Annotated in this window: 16 protein-coding genes and 1 other RNA gene; all 17 read right to left on the bottom strand. The window is 61.8% G+C overall.

From position 1 onward, the window contains the following. Positions 1 to 114: 114 nt before the first annotated feature. On the bottom strand, positions 115 to 1,026 hold the full coding sequence (gene lpxC, locus PVZ80_RS00500; RefSeq protein WP_009045509.1) for a UDP-3-O-acyl-N-acetylglucosamine deacetylase: 912 nt from the start codon (positions 1,024 to 1,026) through the stop codon (positions 115 to 117). A gap of 112 nt (positions 1,027 to 1,138) precedes the next feature. Then, the gene (gene ftsZ, locus PVZ80_RS00495; protein ID WP_007922129.1) at positions 1,139 to 2,329 is read right to left on the bottom strand and encodes a cell division protein FtsZ; all 1,191 of its coding nucleotides are present in this window, start codon (positions 2,327 to 2,329) and stop codon (positions 1,139 to 1,141) included. 66 nt (positions 2,330 to 2,395) lie between these two features. Further along, complete coding sequence (gene ftsA / locus PVZ80_RS00490; protein WP_007922131.1) at positions 2,396 to 3,655, bottom strand: cell division protein FtsA; 1,260 nt, start codon at positions 3,653 to 3,655, stop codon at positions 2,396 to 2,398. A 14-nt stretch (positions 3,656 to 3,669) separates the two neighbouring features. After that, entirely contained in the window at positions 3,670 to 4,536 is an 867-nt protein-coding gene (locus PVZ80_RS00485) for a cell division protein FtsQ/DivIB (protein ID WP_007922133.1), read from the bottom strand. A 4-nt stretch (positions 4,537 to 4,540) separates the two neighbouring features. Further along, positions 4,541 to 5,509 carry a D-alanine--D-alanine ligase gene (locus PVZ80_RS00480; RefSeq protein WP_016703535.1) on the bottom strand — a complete coding sequence of 323 codons (969 nt, stop codon included), beginning with the start codon at positions 5,507 to 5,509 and terminating at the stop codon, positions 4,541 to 4,543. Then, positions 5,506 to 6,963 (bottom strand): UDP-N-acetylmuramate--L-alanine ligase, encoded by a 1,458-nt coding sequence (gene murC / locus PVZ80_RS00475; RefSeq protein ID WP_198919341.1) that lies wholly within the window; start codon positions 6,961 to 6,963, stop codon positions 5,506 to 5,508. The genes PVZ80_RS00480 and murC overlap by 4 nt, the downstream gene beginning before the upstream one ends. Continuing rightward, positions 6,956 to 8,026, bottom strand: a complete 1,071-nt coding sequence (gene murG, locus PVZ80_RS00470; protein WP_009050717.1) for an undecaprenyldiphospho-muramoylpentapeptide beta-N-acetylglucosaminyltransferase — start codon at positions 8,024 to 8,026, stop codon at positions 6,956 to 6,958. The genes murC and murG overlap by 8 nt, the downstream gene beginning before the upstream one ends. After that, positions 8,016 to 9,233: a putative lipid II flippase FtsW gene (gene ftsW, locus PVZ80_RS00465; RefSeq protein ID WP_007928477.1), complete on the bottom strand. Its 1,218-nt coding sequence runs from the start codon at positions 9,231 to 9,233 to the stop codon at positions 8,016 to 8,018. The genes murG and ftsW overlap by 11 nt, the downstream gene beginning before the upstream one ends. Next, a complete protein-coding gene (gene murD, locus PVZ80_RS00460) occupies positions 9,230 to 10,576 on the bottom strand; it encodes a UDP-N-acetylmuramoyl-L-alanine--D-glutamate ligase (RefSeq protein ID WP_009050718.1) in 1,347 nt (448 codons plus the stop codon). The genes ftsW and murD overlap by 4 nt, the downstream gene beginning before the upstream one ends. A gap of 5 nt (positions 10,577 to 10,581) precedes the next feature. Further along, the gene (mraY, locus tag PVZ80_RS00455; RefSeq protein WP_007928475.1) at positions 10,582 to 11,664 is read right to left on the bottom strand and encodes a phospho-N-acetylmuramoyl-pentapeptide-transferase; all 1,083 of its coding nucleotides are present in this window, start codon (positions 11,662 to 11,664) and stop codon (positions 10,582 to 10,584) included. After that, complete coding sequence (locus tag PVZ80_RS00450; RefSeq protein WP_273863298.1) at positions 11,664 to 13,031, bottom strand: UDP-N-acetylmuramoyl-tripeptide--D-alanyl-D-alanine ligase; 1,368 nt, start codon at positions 13,029 to 13,031, stop codon at positions 11,664 to 11,666. The genes mraY and PVZ80_RS00450 overlap by 1 nt, the downstream gene beginning before the upstream one ends. Then, the gene (locus PVZ80_RS00445; RefSeq protein WP_053269869.1) at positions 13,024 to 14,487 is read right to left on the bottom strand and encodes a UDP-N-acetylmuramoyl-L-alanyl-D-glutamate--2,6-diaminopimelate ligase; all 1,464 of its coding nucleotides are present in this window, start codon (positions 14,485 to 14,487) and stop codon (positions 13,024 to 13,026) included. Before PVZ80_RS00445 ends, PVZ80_RS00450 begins: the two co-directional genes overlap by 8 nt. Further along, complete coding sequence (locus tag PVZ80_RS00440) at positions 14,487 to 16,211, bottom strand: peptidoglycan D,D-transpeptidase FtsI family protein (protein WP_016703540.1); 1,725 nt, start codon at positions 16,209 to 16,211, stop codon at positions 14,487 to 14,489. The genes PVZ80_RS00445 and PVZ80_RS00440 overlap by 1 nt, the downstream gene beginning before the upstream one ends. Then, a complete protein-coding gene (gene ftsL, locus PVZ80_RS00435; RefSeq protein ID WP_009050721.1) occupies positions 16,211 to 16,504 on the bottom strand; it encodes a cell division protein FtsL in 294 nt (97 codons plus the stop codon). The genes PVZ80_RS00440 and ftsL overlap by 1 nt, the downstream gene beginning before the upstream one ends. Then, the gene (rsmH, locus tag PVZ80_RS00430) at positions 16,501 to 17,448 is read right to left on the bottom strand and encodes a 16S rRNA (cytosine(1402)-N(4))-methyltransferase RsmH (protein WP_038634999.1); all 948 of its coding nucleotides are present in this window, start codon (positions 17,446 to 17,448) and stop codon (positions 16,501 to 16,503) included. Before rsmH ends, ftsL begins: the two co-directional genes overlap by 4 nt. Next, positions 17,445 to 17,900, bottom strand: a complete 456-nt coding sequence (gene mraZ / locus PVZ80_RS00425; protein WP_003205355.1) for a division/cell wall cluster transcriptional repressor MraZ — start codon at positions 17,898 to 17,900, stop codon at positions 17,445 to 17,447. Before mraZ ends, rsmH begins: the two co-directional genes overlap by 4 nt. 308 nt (positions 17,901 to 18,208) lie before the next feature. Beyond that, an RNA gene (gene rnpB / locus PVZ80_RS00420) (RNase P RNA component class A) lies at positions 18,209 to 18,562 on the bottom strand. Between the last annotated feature and the right edge of the window lie 65 nt (positions 18,563 to 18,627).

Genomic DNA, 18,627 nt, shown 5'->3' with positions numbered 1-18,627 from the left:
ACATCATCAATCAAATCGGCGTTCTTGTTTCTGTGTTTCCCGGAATTCCGTGAAGAACCTAAAAAAAGGCCACCCGAAGGCAGCCTTTAAAAACTAAAGGAAAGAGAGTGTTACTTACACGGCCGCAACCGGACGCATGTAAGAGATCGGTGCAGTGCTGGCATCTTCGAAGGTCACGACTTCCCAAGCGTCTTTCTGCTCAATGAGCTTGCGCAGAAGCTGGTTGTTCAGTGCATGGCCCGACTTGAAGCCTTTGAACTCACCTATCAGGCTGTTGCCCAGCAGGTAGAGGTCACCAATTGCGTCGAGGATCTTGTGCTTCACGAACTCGTCTTCGTAGCGAAGGCCGTCCTCGTTCAGTACACCATCCGCGTCGACCACGATGGCGTTTTCCACGCTGCCGCCGAGTGCGAGGTTGTGCTTGCGCAGGTACTCGATATCACTCATGAAACCAAAGGTACGGGCGCGGCTGACTTCCTTCACGAACGACGTGCTGGAAAAGTCCACGCTTGCACTCTGGGTGCGGTCACGGAAAACCGGGTGATCGAAATCGATCTCAAAGCTCACTTTAAAACCGTCGAAAGGCACGAAAGTGGCGCGCTTGTCGCCGTCTTCCACCGTCACCTCACGAAGGATGCGGATGAACTTCTTGGCTGCGTCCTGTTCTTCCAGGCCGGCAGATTGAATCAGGAATACGAAGGGTCCAGCGCTGCCATCCATGATCGGGACTTCGGACGCGGAGAGCTCGACGTAGGCGTTATCGATGCCCAGGCCAGCCATGGCCGAGAGCAAGTGCTCCACCGTGTCCACTTTGGTGTCACCGTTGACCAGGGTGGTCGACATAGTGGTTTCACCAACGTTTTCCGCGCGAGCAGGAATCTGCACCACAGGGTCCAGGTCGGCACGACAAAACACAATGCCGGTGTCGACAGGCGCAGGCTTGAGGGTCAGGTAAACCTTCTCCCCAGAGTGCAGGCCTACACCTGTGGCACGGATAATATTCTTCAGGGTGCGTTGTTTAATCATGGCTTGGGCCGCTTCAGCGCAAATTGCGAACTGGTATCAACAAAGGCTGGCGATAATAGCAGACCAGGCCTTTGCTGAACACCAATCACCCTAATACCCCTGATACATTCCATCAATCGGCCTGGCGACGCAGGAAAGCCGGGATGTCCAGATAGTCCAGATCATCTTGCGGATTCAGCTTCGCCGCAGTCGCAGCACTGGCCTGGGCCTGGTTGCGCATGACGGTCGGACGGTCCAGATCACGGTAGTTGACCGACGGCAGTTCCTGACGGGCAGGGGCTGGCGCCTGTGCAGCGGCCATGGAGGTTTGCACGGTATTGTCGATGACCTTCACAGGCTTCTCGATTTTCGCGCCCAGACCCGTGGCAACCACGGTCACGTGCAGCTCGTCGCGCATGTCCGGATCGATAACGGTACCGACCTTGACCATCGCGTGCTCGGAAGCGAAGGCTTCGATGATGCTACCCACGTCGGAGTACTCGCCCAGGGACAGGTCGGGACCGGCGGTGATGTTCACCAGGATGCCGCGTGCGCCTTGCAGGTTCACGTCTTCCAGCAGCGGGTTGCGGATTGCCGCTTCGGTCGCTTCACGTGCACGGTTAGGACCGCTGGCGCAGCCAGTGCCCATCATTGCCATGCCCATTTCGCTCATCACGGTACGTACGTCGGCGAAGTCGACGTTGATCATGCCCGGACGCTTGATGATGTCGGAGATACCGCGAACGGCACCGGCCAGAACGTCGTCGGCCTTGGCGAAAGCCGACAGCAGGCTGGCGTCCTTGCCGAGGATGGTCAGCAGCTTTTCGTTGGGAATGGTGATCAACGAATCGACGCTTTCGCTCAGCGCGCGGATGCCTTCATCGGCGATCTGCATACGCTTGCGGCCTTCGAACGGGAACGGACGAGTCACCACCGCAACGGTGAGGATGCCCATTTCCTTGGCCACTTCGGCGATGATCGGCGCGGCACCGGTACCGGTACCACCGCCCATGCCGGTCGTGATGAACACCATGTTGGTGCCCGCCAGCACTTCAGCGATACGCTCGCGGTCTTCCAGGGCGGCTTGACGACCGACCTCAGGATTGGCGCCAGCACCCAGGCCCTTGGTCACGCCGGTACCCAGTTGCAGGATGGTCCGCGCGCCGATGTTTTTCAGCGCTTGAGCATCAGTGTTGGCGCAGATGAATTCGACGCCTTCGATGTTGCTCTTGACCATGTGATTGACGGCGTTGCCGCCGCCACCGCCAACACCGATAACCTTGATTACCGGACTTGCGGGGACGTTGTCTACGAGTTCGAACATTTTCCCTCTCCTTTCATTTCTCTAGTTTTTTCGCCTACTGCTTTACAACGGTGTTGCGGTAAATCTTCAGAAATTGCCCTGCACCCAGCTCTTGATGCGATCGAGCAAGGCGGCCTTGGGTTCGTCGCTGCTGTAGCTGTCCCGGCTGCCGATGCCGGAGAACGAGATACCGTCGGACTGCTTCTGCAGCCCGTACAACAGCAAGCCCACGCCGGTGGAATAGATCGGGTTGCGCACCACGTCGGACAGGCCCTTGACGGTGTGTGGCACGCCCAGGCGGACCGGCATGTGGAAAATCTCTTCGGCCAGTTCGACCGCGCCTTCCATTTTCGAAGTACCGCCGGTCAGCACGATGCCGGCCGGGATCAGGTCTTCGTAGCCGCTGCGACGCAGTTCGGCCTGGATCAGGGTGAACAGCTCGTCGTAGCGCGGCTCGACCACTTCGGCCAGGGCCTGGCGGGACAGCTCGCGCGGTGGACGGTCGCCGACACTTGGCACCTTGATGGTTTCACCGGCACCGGCCAGCTTGGCCAGGGCGCAGGCGTAACGGATCTTGATTTCTTCGGCGTACTGGGTCGGCGTACGCAGCGCCATGGCGATGTCGTTGGTCACCTGGTCGCCGGCAATCGGGATCACCGCGGTATGGCGGATCGCGCCTTCGGTGAAGATCGCGATGTCGGTGGTACCGCCGCCGATATCCACCAGGCACACGCCCAGCTCTTTCTCGTCGTCGGTCAGCACCGAATACGCCGAGGCCAGCTGTTCGAGAATGATGTCGTCGATTTCCAGGCCACAGCGACGCACGCACTTTTCGATGTTCTGGGCGGCATTCACCGCGCAGGTCACCACGTGCACCTTGGCTTCCAGACGTACACCGGACATGCCCAGGGGCTCGCGCACGCCTTCCTGGTTATCGATCACGTAATCCTGCGGCAGGGTGTGCAGCACCCGCTGGTCGGCCGGAATCGCCACGGCCTGTGCCGCGTCGAGTACCCGCTCCAGGTCCGCCGAACTCACTTCGCGATCACGAATCGCCACGATGCCGTGGGAGTTCAGGCTGCGAATGTGATTGCCCGCCACGCCGACGAACGCCGAGTGGATACGGCAACCGGCCATCAGTTGCGCTTCTTCTACCGCGCGCTGGATCGATTGAACGGTGGACTCGATATTCACCACCACGCCCTTCTTCAGGCCGCGCGATGGATGGGTGCCGATACCGACGATTTCCAGCGTGCCATCGGCCGCGACCTCGCCTACCAGCGCCACCACCTTGGAGGTGCCGATATCCAGACCGACGATCATTTTGCCGCTTTGCACGTTTGCCATGGTCCTGCCTCTTCTTAATTCTTCGCGACGGCGGGTTGGGCCGTCGTGGGCGCTACAGGTTCCCGCCAGCCGACGGCCAGGCCGTTGGCATAACGCAGATCGATGCGCGCGATGTTCGTAATCTGTTCTTTCAGCGTTTTTTCATAAATGGCAATGAAGCGGCGCATCTTCTCCACCAGGTGATCGCGTCCGAGCAACAGCTCGATACCAGGGCCAGCGCTACCGGCCCCCGTGGTCAGGAACCAGCTGCCGCGCTCGCGCAACTCCAGACGGGCAATGGAGAAACCCATCGGGCGCAGCATCTGGCTCAGCACCTGGTACTGCTGCATCACCTGCTGCTGGGCCCGCTGCGGGCCGAACAACTGTGGCAAGTGCTCGTAGTTCGCCAGTTCACGCGGGGTGAAGGCCTGGCCCTGGTTGTTCAACAGCGCCTCGTCGCCCCAACGGGCCACCGGCAGTTGTTCTTCCAGGCGAATCACCACCTGGTCCGGCCACACACGCCGTACCTCGGCATGAGCGATCCATGGCATCTGTTCCAGCTCGGTACGCATGCTCGCCAGGTCGATGGTGAAGAAGCTCGCCGCGACGTAGGGCGCGATCCGCTGCTGCACCGCCTGCTGGCTGATGTAACTCAGGTCGCCCTGCACCGCGACCTTGGTGATCGGCCGGTCGGCATAGGGCAGCAGGCGTTGCGCGCCTTCGTAAGTGCCGAAGCCCAGCGCGACCAGCAGCACCGGCCACATCAGGCTTTTCAGCACGCCAAAGTTGGCTTTCGGCAGGCGCGCCGACATCGGCTCCTTGGCCACCATCCGGCTGGCACCACGCGGCACCGGCTTGCGGCCGGGAGCGGGTTGCTGATGACGTAGCTGGGCGCCTTGCATGGCCTTAACCTCGCGGCTCTGCGTTACTGACGACACTTTCCGCCAGGATGGCCAGAACCAGCTGCTGGAAATCCAGACCGGCGGCACGCGCCGCCATCGGAACCAGGCTGTGATCGGTCATGCCGGGGGCGGTATTCACTTCCAGGAACCAGAACTGGCCGTCGGCGTCCTGCATCACGTCGGCACGCGCCCAACCGGCGATACCGAGCGCCCCGCAGGCCTTCGCCGTCAGGTCCATGAGCTCCTGCTCTTTGTCGCTGTCGAGGCCGCACGGGATCCGGTACTGGGTATCGGAAGCCAGGTACTTGGCGTCGTAGTCGTAAAACGTGTGGGGCGTGCCCAGGGCGATCGGTGGCAATACCTGGCCGCGCAGCGTGGCGATGGTGAACTCCGGACCTTGAATCCATTGTTCAACCAAGACTTGCGAGTCGTAGGTGCTAGCCGCTTTCCATGCGTCGATCAGTTCGGACGCGGATGTCACTTTGGCCATACCAATACTGGAACCTTCATGCGCCGGTTTGACGATCAAAGGCATGCCCAGTTCCGTAGCCGCGCAAATACAATCGGCCTCGGAGCCAAGTACGGCGTGGCGTGGCGTCGGAATACCGAGGCTGTGCCAGACCTGCTTGGTACGCAGTTTGTCCATCGCCAGCGCCGAAGCCAGGATGCCGCTGCCGGTGTAGGGAATCCCCAGGCACTCCAGCAGGCCCTGCATGCTGCCGTCTTCGCCGCCACGGCCGTGGAGGATGATGAAGGCGCGGTCGATCTTCTCGTTCAGCAGGCGCTGCAGGAAGTCGTCACCAACGTCGATGCCGAACGCGTCCACACCGGCGCTCAGCAAGGCTTCGAGCACGGCATTGCCGGACTTCAGCGAGACTTCGCGCTCGGCGCTCTTGCCGCCGAACAGCACGGCGACACGGCCGAAATCCTTCGGCGCGATGGTCGAAAACAGAGAGGCGTAGGCGGCGGTCATTTCGACTTCCCCTGACCGGCAGGCGCGGCGCCCGCGAACAACGGACTGTTCAACAGCTTCGGCGCAAGGCCGCCGATATCTCCGGCGCCCTGGCACAGCAGGATGTCGCCGGCACGCAGCAGCGGCTTGACCAGCGGCGCGAGGTCGACCCCACGCTCGATGTAGATCGGGTCCAGCTGACCGCGCTGACGGATGCTGTGGCACAGCTGACGGCTGTCCGCCCCCGGGATCGGCTCTTCGCCCGCCGGGTAGACTTCCATCAACAGCAGGACGTTGGCGTCCGCCAGCACCTGGACGAAATCGTCGTACAGGTCGCGGGTACGGCTGAAACGGTGCGGCTGGTAGACCATCACCAGGCGGCGCTCAGGCCAGCCACCGCGCACGGCCTTGATCACCGCCGCGACTTCGGTCGGGTGGTGGCCATAGTCGTCCACCAGCATCACGTTGCCGCCTTCCACCGGCAGCTCGCCGTAGACCTGAAAGCGCCGACCCACGCCCTGGAAGCCCGACAGGCCCTGGACGATGGCTTCATCGCTGATGCCTTCGTCGGTGGCGATGCAGATGGTCGCCAAGGCGTTCAGCACGTTGTGGTTACCCGGCATGTTCACCGAGACATCCAGCGGCTCGCGATCGGGACGCAGCACGGTGAAGAAGGTCTGCATGCCCTGCTGGCGTACATTGATCGCCCGCACGTCGGCGTCTTCATTGAAACCGTAGGTGACGGTCGGACGCTTGACCTGCGGCAGGATCTCGCGCACCACCGGGTCGTCCAGGCACAGTACGGCCAGGCCGTAGAACGGCAGGTTGTGCAGGAATTCGACGAAGGTTTTCTTCAGTTTGTTGAAGTCACCGTCGTAGGTCGCCATGTGGTCGGCGTCGATGTTGGTCACCACGGCTACCAGCGGTTGCAAGTGCAGGAAACTGGCGTCGCTTTCATCGGCTTCGGCGATCAGGTAGCGGCTGGTACCCAACTGTGCATTGGTACCCGCTGCATTCAGCCGGCCACCGATGACAAAGGTCGGGTCCAGGCCACCGGCGGCGAACACCGAGGCCAGCAGGCTGGTGGTGGTGGTCTTGCCGTGGGTACCGGCAACGGCGACGCCGTGGCGGTAGCGCATCAGCTCGGCCAGCATTTCCGCGCGCGGCACCACCGGGATGCGGCGTTCCAGAGCGGTGGCCACTTCCGGGTTGGAGGTGTTCACGGCGCTGGACACTACCAGTACATCGGCGTTGGCGGCGTTCTCGGCACGGTGGCCGATAAAGATCTGCGCACCGAAGGACTCGAGGCGCTCGGTAACCGGCGAAGCCTTGAGGTCGGAACCGGAGACCTGGTAGCCCAGGTTCAGCAGCACTTCGGCGATCCCGCACATGCCCACGCCGCCGATACCGACGAAGTGGATGCGACGGATGCGGCGCATTTCCGGTTGTGGCATGGCTTTCTGATTCTCAACCATGGGCCACCTCCAGGCAGATATCGACCACGCTACGGGTGGCATCGGGTTTGGCCAGGCGACGTGCGGCGTCGGCCATGCTGTTGAGTCGTTCCGGTTGCATCAAAACCTCTGTCAGGCGAGCGGCAAGGTCCGCTGCGCCAGTCGTTCTTTGCGGCATCAGGAAGGCAGCGCCTTCACGAGCCAAATAATCGGCATTGCGGGTCTGGTGATCGTCGATGGCGTGAGGCAAAGGCACGAGCATCGAAGGCAGACCGGCGGCAGCCAGTTCACTGACGGTCAACGCGCCTGCGCGACAAACCACCAGGTCAGCCCAGCCATAGGCTTGGGCCATGTCTTTGATGAACGGCTGCACCTGCGCCTCGACGCCGGCGGCGCGATAGCGCTCTGCAGTCACTTCATCGTGGTTTTTGCCGGCCTGATGAAACACTTCCGGACGCAGCTCGGGGGAGACCAGCGCCAGGGCTTCAGGCAGCAACTTGTTCAACGGCTCTGCTCCCAGGCTTCCGCCCAGGATCAGCAAACGCGCCTTGCGTCCGGCCAAAGCCTCGCGCGGTGTATCGAGGAACAGCTCGGTGCGCACCGGGTTGCCGGTGGTACGCCGGCTGCTGGAGGCACCAAAGGTGTCCGGGAAAGCTTCGCAGACTCGGGCCGACAACGGCACCAGCAGCCGATTGGCGGTACCGGCGACCGCGTTCTGTTCATGAACGATCACCGGCACGCCGGACAGTTTTGCCGCGACGCCGCCAGGGCCGGTCACATAACCGCCAAAGCCCAGCACACAAACCGGCTTGAGCTGACGAATGATCCGGCGCGCCTGCAGCACTGCCTTGAGCAACACGAATGGCGCCTTGAGCAGCGACAGCTTGCTCTTGCCCCGCAGGCCGCTGACGTTGATCAGATGCAGCTGCAGGCCGGCGTTCGGCACCAGCTCGTTTTCGATACCGCGCGGGGTGCCGAGCCAGTGCACGGTATAACCGCGCGCCTGGAACTCACGGGCACAGGCCAGCGCCGGGAACACGTGACCGCCGGTGCCACCGGCCATGATCAGCACATTAGCGCCCATGGCTTGGCTCCTCGGCGAAGTCGCTCTCGCTGAACTCCATCTCTTCGCTGCCCAGGTGGGTCCGACTCTCCCACTCGATGCGTAGTAACAGGCCCAGGCAGGCGCAGCAGATCACCAACGAACTGCCGCCATAACTGAGGAACGGCAAGGTCAGGCCTTTGGTCGGCAACAGGCCGACGTTCACCCCAATGTTGATCAGGAACTGGCCGATCCACAGGAACGACAGGCCATAAGCGACATAGGCGGCAAAGAACTGCTTGGCTTTCTCGGCCCACAGGCCGATGTACATGCCACGGATACAGACGAAGACGAACAGCGCCACTGTGCACAGGGAACCGACGGCGCCCAGTTCTTCGGCCAGGACCGAGAACACGAAGTCGGTGTGGGCTTCCGGCAGGTAGAACTGTTTCTGCACGCTGTTACCCAGGCCAACGCCCAGCCATTCGCCACGGCCAAAAGCGATCAAGGCCTGGGACAACTGGTACCCAGCACCGAACTGGTCGGCCCAAGGGTCGGCAAAGTTGGTCAGGCGCGCCATTCGATAGGGCTGCATCTGAATCAGCAGGACCACCGCCGCGACCGCCAGGACCACCATCAAGGAAAAGCGGAACAACCCGACCCCACCGAGGAACAGCATCGCTGCCGCGGCCCCCATCATCACCACGGTGGCGCCGAAGTCCGGCTCCATCAGCAGCAGGCCGGCCATCGGCAGCAACACGATGAACGGTTTGAAGAAGCCCATCCAGCTTTCGCGCACTTCTTTCTGGCGACGCACCAGGTAACCGGCGAGGTAGATCACCACGAACACCTTGGCGATCTCGGAAGGCTGGACGTTGAAGAAACTGAAGCCGATCCAGCGCATCGAACCGTTCACTTCACGGCCGATCCCCGGAATGATCACCATCACCAGCAAACCGAAGGCACCGAGCAGCATCATCCAGCCCAGGCGTTGCCAGGTGGCGATCGGAATCATCATGGTGACAATGCACGCACCCAGGCCCAGCACCACATAGATAAGGTGGCGAATCATGTAGTACAGGGCACTACCCGACTGCACCGCCGCCACTTCGGTGGAGGCCGAGGCGATCATGATCAGCCCGAGGCCGAGCAGCGTCAGGCAGCCGGCGAGCATCGGGAAATCGAGGTCGACGCCACGCCCGGTAATGATCGGCGATGGATAAGGCTTGATGATATCTCTCAGGTTCATGCCAGATCCTCCACGGCGCGGACGAACTGGTGACCACGGTCTTCGTAATTCTTGAACATGTCGAAACTGGCGCAGGCCGGCGACAGCAGCACCACGTCACCGGCCTGGGCGGTGGCACGGCATTGCGCCACGGCTTCGACCAGGGAGCCGACACGAATCAGCGGCACGGCATCGCCGATGGCCTCGCCGATCTTGTCGGAATCGCGGCCCATCAGGATCACGGCGCGGCAGTTGGCCGCCACCGGGTCGCGCAGGTCCTTGAACTCGGCACCTTTGCCGTCGCCACCGGCGATCAGCACGATCTTGCCTTCGATGTCCGCGCCCAGGCCTTCGATGGCCGCCAGGGCAGCGCCAACGTTGGTGGCCTTGGAGTCGTTGTAATAACCCACGCCATCCAGGTCGCGAACCCACTGGCAGCGGTGCTCGAGGCCGGCGAAGGTGCGCAGGGCCGAGAGCATGGCGTCGAATGGCAGGCCGACCGCATGCCCCAGGGCCAGCGCCGCCAGGGCGTTGGACTGGTTATGGGCGCCGCGGATCTTCAGCTCGCGCACCGGCATCAGGTTCTGGAATTCGAAGGCCAGGTATTTCTCGCCGTTCTCTTCACGCAGGCCGAACGCCTTGAAGTCGGGTTTGCTCAGGCCGAAGGTCCAGCACGGCAGGCCTTCGCCGATCAATGGCCGGGTCAGGGCATCCTGGCGGTTGAACACCACCTGCCGGGCGCCACGGAAGATCCGGTGCTTGGCCAGGTGATACGCCGGCAGGCCGCTGTAGCGGTCCATGTGGTCTTCGCTGATGTTCAGCACGGTGGCCACTTCGGCGCCCAGCTGGTCGGTGGTTTCCAGCTGGAAGCTGGACAGTTCCATGACGTACAGCTCGACGTCGTCGCTGAGCAGGTCCAGGGCCGGGGTTCCCAGGTTGCCGCCCACGGCGACCCGCTTGCCCGCCGCCGCGGCCATTTCCCCCACCAGGGTGGTCACGGTGCTTTTCGCGTTGGAACCGCTGATGGCGACGATCGGCGCCTTCGCGTTACGCGCGAACAGCTCGATATCGCCGGAAAGTTTCACCCCACGGGCGGCGGCGGCTTGCAGGGCCGGGGTCGCCAGGGCCAGGCCGGGGCTCACGTAGAGCTCGTCGGCACGGCACAGGAAGTCGACGTCCAGCTCGCCACAACGCACTTCCACATGCGGATAGTCACGGCGCAGCGTGGCCAGTTCCGGTGGATTTTCCCGCGTATCGGCGACGGCAAACGACACGCCCCGGTTCGCTAGGAAGCGAACCAGGGACATGCCGCTCTTGCCGAGGCCGACAACGATGCGGAAGTGGTCAGAAGCGATCAGAGACACTCGTTCTACCTCAGCTTCAGGGTGGCAAGGCCGATCAACACGAGAATCACGGTGATGATCCAGAAACGGACGATCACGCGCGGCTCGGGCCAGCCCTTGAGTTCAAAGTGGTGGTGAATTGGCGCCATGCGGAATACACGACGACCGGTCAACTTGAAGGAGGCCACCTGAATGACCACCGACAGGGTTTCCATCACGAACACACCGCCCATGATGAACAGGACGATTTCCTGACGAACGATCACCGCGATGGTGCCCAGGGCCGCACCCAGTGCCAGCGCGCCGACGTCGCCCATAAAGACTTGTGCCGGGTAGGTGTTGAACCACAGGAAGCCCAGTCCGGCGCCGATCAGCGCGCCGCAGAACACGATCAGCTCACCCGCGCCTGGAACGTAAGGAATCAGCAGGTACTCAGCGAATTTCACGTTACCCGACAGGTAGCAGAAGATGCCCAGGGCACCGCCCACCATCACGGTCGGCATGATCGCCAGGCCGTCGAGGCCGTCGGTCAGGTTGACCGCGTTGCTGGAGCCAACGATCACGAAATAGGTCAGGACCACGAAGCCAATACCCAGCGGAATGCTGACGTCCTTGAGCATGGGGATCAGCAAGGTGGTTTCGACCGGGGTTTGCGCGGTGACATACAGGAAGATCGCCGCGCCCAGGCCAAATACCGACTGCCAGAAGTACTTCCAGCGGCTAGGCAAACCACGGGAATTCTTCTCGATCACCTTGCGATAGTCATCGACCCAGCCGATGGCGCCGAACAACAGGGTGACCAGCAACACCACCCACACATAACGGTTGCTCAGGTCGGCCCACAGCAGGGTGCTGATACCGATTGCCGAGAGGATCAGCGCGCCGCCCATGGTCGGGGTGCCCGACTTGGAGAGGTGCGATTGCGGACCGTCGTTACGCACGGCCTGGCCGATCTGACGGGTCTGCAAAGTGCGGATCATCCACGGCCCCAGCCACAAGGACAGCACCAGCGCAGTCAGTACCCCGAGAATCCCGCGCAGGGTCAGGTACTGAAAGACCGCGAAGCCTTTGTAGAACTGTTGCAGGTACTCCGCTAGCAGCAGCAGCATCAATGTTTCTCCGTGCTGGAACCACACAAAGCCGCGACGATGTTTTCCATCACCGCGCTGCGCGATCCCTTGATCAAAATAGTGGTGTTTGTATCTTGCTCGGCGCCCAGGGCTGCGATCAGCTCGGCCTGGCTGGCGAAGTGTTGGGCGTGCTCACCGAAGGCAGCGACCGCGTGGGCCATCATCGGGCCCACGGCGTAGAGCGCCGACACCTTGCCGGCGGCATAAGCACCCACTTCGCGGTGCCCCTGCTCCGCCCAATCGCCCAACTCGCCGATATCTCCGAGCACCAGGACGGTGCGGCCGGAAAAGCCGGCGAGTATATCAACGGCCGCGCACATTGACGTGGGGTTCGCGTTGTAGGTGTCGTCGATGACCCGCATGCCGTTTTTCGCCAGCTGGGCGACGGTGCGGCCCTTGACCGGCTGCACCGCGTTGAGCCCGGTGGCGATGCCGAACAGCGACACGCCCAGGGCATGAGCGGCAGCCGCAGCGGCCAGGGCATTGGCCACGTTATGGGTACCCAGCAGGTTCAACTGGATCCGCTCGGAGCCGTTGCCAGCATGCAGGGTGAAGTTCGGGCAGCCACGGGCATCACGCTGGATATCCGAGGCGTAAAAGTCGGCGGCATTGTTGGTCAGGGCAAAACTCAGCACCTGACGGCCGGCGGCGCGGGCTTTCCAGATCGGGAAGGCCTTGTCGTCGAGGTTGAGCACGGCGATACCGGAAGCATCCAGCCCTTCGAGGATCTCGCCTTTGGCCTCGACGATTTTTTCCGGCCCGCCAAACTCGCCAACATGAGCGGTACCGGCATTATTGATGATGGCGACATGCGGCTTGGTCATCGCCACGGTGTAGGCAATTTCGCCGATGCGCGAAGCCCCGAGCTCGATCACCGCCGCAGTGTGCTCCGGGGCCAGCTCCAGCAGGGTCAAGGGTGCGCCCAGGTCGTTGTTCAGATTGCCGCGTGTGGCAAGCACCGGCCCGCGCGTACGCAGGATGCTGGCCAGCATTTCCTTGACCGTGGTCTTACCGCTGGAGCCGGTAATCGCCGCTACCGACTTGGTAAAAGCGGCGCGATTCAACGCTCCCAGCTGTCCAAGCGCCTGCCGGGTATCGCTGACCAGCAACTGCGGCAGCGTGCTGTCTGGCACTTCGCGTTCGACCAGGGCACCGACGGCGCCTTTAGAAGCGACCTCATTCAGGTAGTCATGGCCGTCGAAACGCGGGCCCGCCAGGGCAATAAAGAGTTGGCCCGGCTTGATCGCCCGGCTGTCGATGCTCACGCCATCGAAGCTGCAATCGCCAGCCAGCAGGCGACCCGCCAACGGTCCGCTCAGTTCACTGAGTTTCAGGGCCTTAAGCATGGGCCACCTCCCACGCAGTCAGCGCCCGGTCGGCCTCCACCAGGTCGGAGAAGTCGAGACGCACGCCGTTGATTTCCTGATAGTCCTCATGACCTTTACCGGCCAGGACAATGACGTCATCCGCCGAAGCGCCGGCGATCAGCTGGGCGATGGCCAGGCCGCGACCGGAGACGAACTCGACCTTGTCCACCGCACTGAAGCCGGTACGAATGTCGTCGAAAATCTGCGCTGGATCTTCCGTACGCGGGTTGTCGTCGGTAACCAGCACGCCGTCGGCCAGGCGCTCGACCACTTCCGCCATCAGCGGACGCTTGCCGCGATCGCGATCGCCGCCGCAGCCGAACAGGCACAGCAAACGGCCCTTGGCGTGGGGACGCAGGGCCAGCAATACTTTTTCCAGGGCATCCGGGGTGTGAGCGTAATCGACCACCACCAGCGGTTGCGAACCGCCGCCCAGGCGCTGCATGCGACCGGCCGGACCTTCCAGTTTCGGCAGCACGTGGAGGATTTCGTCGAGGGCGTAATCCAGGCCGAGCAAGGCACCGACAGCGGCCAGCACGTTGCTCAGGTTGAAACGGCCGAGCAAGGTGCTGCGCAGATGATGCTCACCCTGCGGAGTCACCAGGGTCGCACGCACGCCTTCGTCGTCGAATTGCGCTTCGCGGCAGTACAGATAGGCCCGCGGATCCTCGAGGCTGTAGGTGATCAGCCGCGAATCCTGCTCGTCACTGGCCAACAGCCGACCGAACTCATCGTCGAGGTTGATGACCCGGCAACCCAGGTCGCTCCAGCCGAACAGCTTGGCCTTGGTGGAGCCGTAGGCTTCCATGGTGCCGTGATAATCCAGGTGGTCGCGAGACAGGTTGGTCAGCACCGCCACATCGAAGGCCAGAGCAGTGACCCGCCCCTGGTCGAGACCATGGGACGACACCTCCATCGCCACGGCCTTGGCACCGGCCTTTTTCAGGTCGGCCAGGGTGGCCTGTACGGCAATCGGGTTCGGCGTGGTGTGCATCCCGCTTTGCAGCGCGCCATAAAAACCGCTGCCCAGGGTGCCGACGATGCCGCAGTGCTGGCCCAGCAGGTCGAGCGCTTGCGCGACCAACTGGGTCACGCTGGTCTTGCCGTTGGTACCGGTCACGCCAATCAGGTTGAGATGACGACTCGGATCGCCATAAAAACGTCCGGCGATATCCGACAGCTGCGCCGCCAGGCCTTTGACCGGAATCAGCGGTACGTCGGTAATCGGCAGGACGGTCGCGCCTTCGACTTCATAAGCCACGGCAGCCGCACCGCGCTGCAAGGCATCGGCGATGTGCGCACGGCCATCGAACTTGCCGCCAGGAACCGCAAGGAACAGATCGCCGGCGCGCACATTGCGGCTGTCCAGGGTCAGCTCGCGAATCAGCAGATCGCGACCAGCGTGGGCGAAAATCTTGTTCAGGCTAAGAGACATCAGCCGCGCCCTCCTTTAGCTGGTGCCGCATTGGCTTGTTGGGTAGGTGGCAGGTTGTCCGGCGAGATATTCATCAGGCGCAGGGTGCCGGACATCACTTTGCTGAACACCGGTGCCGATACCAAGCCACCGAAGTAGCCGGCCTTGCTCGGCTCGTCGATCACCACGACTATGGCGTAACGCGGATCGCTCATCGGGCCGAAACCAGCGAACAGCGAACGGTAGGAGTTCTCGGCATAACCCTTGGTGCCGACCGAAGTCTTGCGCGCGGTACCACTCTTGCCGGCCACGTGATACGCCGGCACCTGGGCACGGAACACGCCGCGCGGAGCCTCGATCACCTGCTGCAACATGCCTTGCATGGTCTTGGCGACCTTTTCCGGAATCACTTGGGTGGTTTCCGGGGTCTTGTCGGTTTTGATCAGAGTCAGTGGAGCGATACGACCGTTATTGGCCAGCGCCGAGAAGGCGTGAACCAACTGGATCGCCGTCACCGAGATACCGTAGCCGTACGACAGCGTGGCCGTCTCGGCCTTGCGCCATTCACGGTAATTCGGCAGGTTGCCGACACGCTCGCCCGGGAAACCGAGGCCGGTATCCTGGCCGAGGCCGATTTTCTGGGCCAGACGGAAGATGGCTTCGCCGCCGATATCGAAGGCGATCTTGCTCATGCCGACGTTACTGGAATTGATCAGAATTCCGGTCAGGTCAAGCACCGCGCCTTCGCTCTTGGATACGTCGCGAATGGTGTATTTGCCGATCTGCAGCGTGCCCGGATAAACCTCGACGGTGTCGCTCGGTTTCCAGCGGCCGGTTTCCAGCGCCGCGCTCATGGAGATGGCTTTCATGGTCGAACCCGGTTCGAACACGTCGATCATGGCGCGGTTGCGCATCATCGCCGGTTGCAGGTTGCGACGGTTGTTCGGGTTGTAGGTCGGCTGGTTGACCATGGCCAGGATCTCGCCGGTCTTCACGTCCATGATGACCAGGCTGCCGGCCTTGGCGCCGTTCTCGACGATGGCATTGCGCAGTTCGCGGTTGGCCAGGTATTGCAGGCGCAGGTCAATCGACAACGCCAAGGGCTTGCCGGCCTTGGCGTTTTTGGTGACCTGGACATCTTTGATCAGTCTGCCGCGCCGATCCTTGATGACCTGGCGCTTGCCCGGCACCCCGGCCAGCCACTCGTCATAGGCCAGTTCGACCCCCTCGCGACCGCGGTCGTCGATGTCGGTAAAGCCGACCATGTGCGCGGTCACTTCGCCGGCCGGGTAGAAACGCCGGAACTCTTCGATGCCATAGACCCCCGGCACCTTGAGATCGAGAACCTGCTGGCCCTGCTCGGGCGTCAGGCCACGCACCAGGTAGATGAACTCTTTATTGGCCTGGGCTTCAAGACGCTCGGCCAGTGCTTTGGGGTCTTGCCCCAAGGCAGCGGCCAATGCTGGCCACTTGTCCTTGGCCAGTTGCATTTCCTTGGCGTTGGCCCACAGGGTGGTCACCGGCGTACTGACGGCCAGCGGCTCGCCGTTACGGTCGGTGATCAGGCCACGGTGAGCCGGGATCGGAATATGCCGAACGCTGCGCGCATCGCCCTGCCCCTTGAGGAAGTCGCGATCGACGACCTGCAGATCGATGATGCGCCAGGCGATCGCCGCCACCATGATGCCGAGCAAACCCAGCACCAGGCGGAACCGCCAGGGAAAGAGTGCGCCTTCAAGCTTCATCATGGCGCCACCATCTGGACTTCTGCCGCGCCGGGAATACGCATTTTCAGTTGTTCGGTGGCCAGCACTTCGATCCGGCTATGGGCGGTCCAGGTGCTTTGTTCAAGAATCAGCCGGCCCCACTCCGCTTGCGCCTTGTCGCGCACACTCAACTCGCCATACAGCGTGTTGAGCAGCTGACGATTCCAATGCGCGCTATAGGACACCGCAATCGCGGACACCAGAACGCCGATGAACAGCAGAAGCATGAAAAAGCTTCCGCCTGGAAGTGGCTTGGCGAAAAGCTTGCTCACCGCAGCTTCTCCGCAACGCGCATGACAGCACTACGAGCACGCGGGTTGGCTTTGAGCTCGGCATCGGAGGCCGTCTGCGCTTTGCCATGGATTTTGATTTTCGGCTCGAAAGCCACGTGGCGTACCGGCAGATTGCGAGGCAAGTTGTCCGCCTCGCCCTTCACCAGCTTGCGCATGAACAATTTGACGATGCGATCTTCCAGGGAATGGAAGCTGATCACCACCAGGCGACCGCCCACTTCGAGAGATTCCAGCGCTGCTTCGAGGCCGGTCTCGAGATCGCCCAGCTCGTTGTTGACGTGAATGCGCAACCCCTGGAATGCGCGGGTAGCCGGGTTCTTGCCCTTTTCCCAAGCTGGGTTGGCGACCTTCAAGACCTCCGCCAGGTCGGCGGTGCGCTCGAACGGCTTGATGTCGCGGCGCTCAGCCACGGCGCGGGCCATGCGACCGGAGAAACGCTCTTCGCCGTATTCCTTGAACACACGGGCGATTTCTTCCACCGGAGCGGTGTTGACGAACTCCGCCGCGCTGATGCCGCGGGACGGGTCCATGCGCATATCCAGGGGACCGTCATTGAGAAAACTGAAGCCGCGTTCAGGATCGTCGAGCTGCGGCGAAGATACGCCCAGGTCGAGCAACACGCCGCTGACCTTGCCATCCAGGCCACGCTCGGCCACTTCCGAACCCAGCTCGGCAAAGCTGCGCTGCACAACGACAAAGCGGCCGTCTTCGGCCGCTAGCGCTTGCCCGGTGGCAATCGCTTGAGGATCTTTGTCGAATCCGAGCAGCCGGCCATCCGGCCCGAGCTTGCTGAGGATCAAACGACTATGACCGCCGCGACCGAAGGTGCCATCCAGATAGCAGCCATCAGGACGTACGGCGAGAGCCTCGACGGCTTCGTCAAGCAGTACGGTGATGTGGTTAAAGCCGCTATCAATAGTCACAGGATCAAATCACGCAGTTCATCAGGCATGGCGCCCGGTTGTTGAATAGCTGCCAGGTCCGCTGCAGAAACAGCATTCCAGGCATCCTCGTCCCACAGTTGGAACTTGTTCAGTTGGCCTACCAACATTGCGCGCTTATCCAACTTGGCATATTCGCGCAGACGTGGCGGAACCAGAAAACGACCACTGCCATCGAGTTCGAGGTCGACGGCATTACCAATCAACAAACGCTGCAAGCGACGGTTTTCTTCACGTAGCGAAGGCAGCGCGCGCAGCTTGGTTTCAATAATTTCCCACTCATCGAGGGGGTAGACACACAAACACGGATCAACGGCATCAATAGTGACGATAAGTTGCCCGGAACTACGCGAAACGAGCTCGTCACGGTACCGGCTCGGCATGGCGAGACGGCCCTTTGCGTCGAGACTGATAGCGTTAGCTCCGCGAAACACGTCAGCGTTTCTCCAAATTTTAGCGTTTTACGTCCAAAAAACCCACTTCATGCCACTTTCCGCCACTTGCGCACACTATAGGAATGCGCCCACCACACCGTCAAGGCACGGAGCGACGGAAAAGCCTTATAGAACGGAGATTTAGGAGACTAAAAGGAGGGGTAACGGGAATTTGGCGAAGGATTTGATGCAATAACTTCAATCAGCTCAAGGAGCTGTATCGCGAAGTTAAAGTAATTTGTTAAGAGTAAGATCTTTTCGGTATTACAAAAGCGCTTCTGCTATTGATTCAAGCAGGGAGGGAAAAGGTGGAGAGTCGATCTGTAAGCCGGGTTCTGTCGAGGACAGTCATTCCTCTACGATGGCCATCACTGGACATCTTTAGCAACCTACCCGGTTCCAGCGCGGGCCACGCCTTGGAACCCTATTTGGTCTTGCTCCGAGTGGGGTTTACCTAGCCACGAACTGTTGCCAGACGTGCGGTGCGCTCTTACCGCACCTTTTCACCCTTACCGGCACCGAAGTGCTTAGGCGGTTATTTTCTGTGGCACTTTCCGTAGGCTCGCGCCTCCCAGGCATTACCTGGCACTCCGCCCTATGGAGCCCGGACTTTCCTCCCCCCTCTAATTTTCATAGAGGGCAGCGACTGTCCAATCGACTCTCCGCCGCGCAGGTTAACGGCAGAGCGGCGGAAGAACAAGTGATAAAAGCCTTTTGCCATTCCGCC

The organism is Pseudomonas sp. B3G-3 (genome assembly GCF_028640915.1).
Lineage (GTDB): Bacteria > Pseudomonadota > Gammaproteobacteria > Pseudomonadales > Pseudomonadaceae > Aquipseudomonas > Aquipseudomonas chlororaphis_I.
The sequence above is the reverse complement of the archived record's forward strand: the minus strand, read 5'-3'. Positions and strand labels throughout refer to the sequence as shown.

Coding starts and splice junctions, on each gene's coding strand:
- lpxC (WP_009045509.1), bottom strand. CDS start 1,026: ATGATTAAACAACGCACCCTGAAGAATATTATCCGTGCCACAGGTGTA.
- ftsZ (WP_007922129.1), bottom strand. CDS start 2,329: ATGTTCGAACTCGTAGACAACGTCCCCGCAAGTCCGGTAATCAAGGTT.
- ftsA (WP_007922131.1), bottom strand. CDS start 3,655: ATGGCAAACGTGCAAAGCGGCAAAATGATCGTCGGTCTGGATATCGGC.
- PVZ80_RS00485 (WP_007922133.1), bottom strand. CDS start 4,536: ATGCAAGGCGCCCAGCTACGTCATCAGCAACCCGCTCCCGGCCGCAAG.
- PVZ80_RS00480 (WP_016703535.1), bottom strand. CDS start 5,509: ATGACCGCCGCCTACGCCTCTCTGTTTTCGACCATCGCGCCGAAGGAT.
- murC (WP_198919341.1), bottom strand. CDS start 6,963: ATGGTTGAGAATCAGAAAGCCATGCCACAACCGGAAATGCGCCGCATC.
- murG (WP_009050717.1), bottom strand. CDS start 8,026: ATGGGCGCTAATGTGCTGATCATGGCCGGTGGCACCGGCGGTCACGTG.
- ftsW (WP_007928477.1), bottom strand. CDS start 9,233: ATGAACCTGAGAGATATCATCAAGCCTTATCCATCGCCGATCATTACC.
- mraY (WP_007928475.1), bottom strand. CDS start 11,664: ATGCTGCTGCTGCTAGCGGAGTACCTGCAACAGTTCTACAAAGGCTTC.
- PVZ80_RS00450 (WP_273863298.1), bottom strand. CDS start 13,031: ATGCTTAAGGCCCTGAAACTCAGTGAACTGAGCGGACCGTTGGCGGGT.
- PVZ80_RS00445 (WP_053269869.1), bottom strand. CDS start 14,487: ATGTCTCTTAGCCTGAACAAGATTTTCGCCCACGCTGGTCGCGATCTG.
- PVZ80_RS00440 (WP_016703540.1), bottom strand. CDS start 16,211: ATGAAGCTTGAAGGCGCACTCTTTCCCTGGCGGTTCCGCCTGGTGCTG.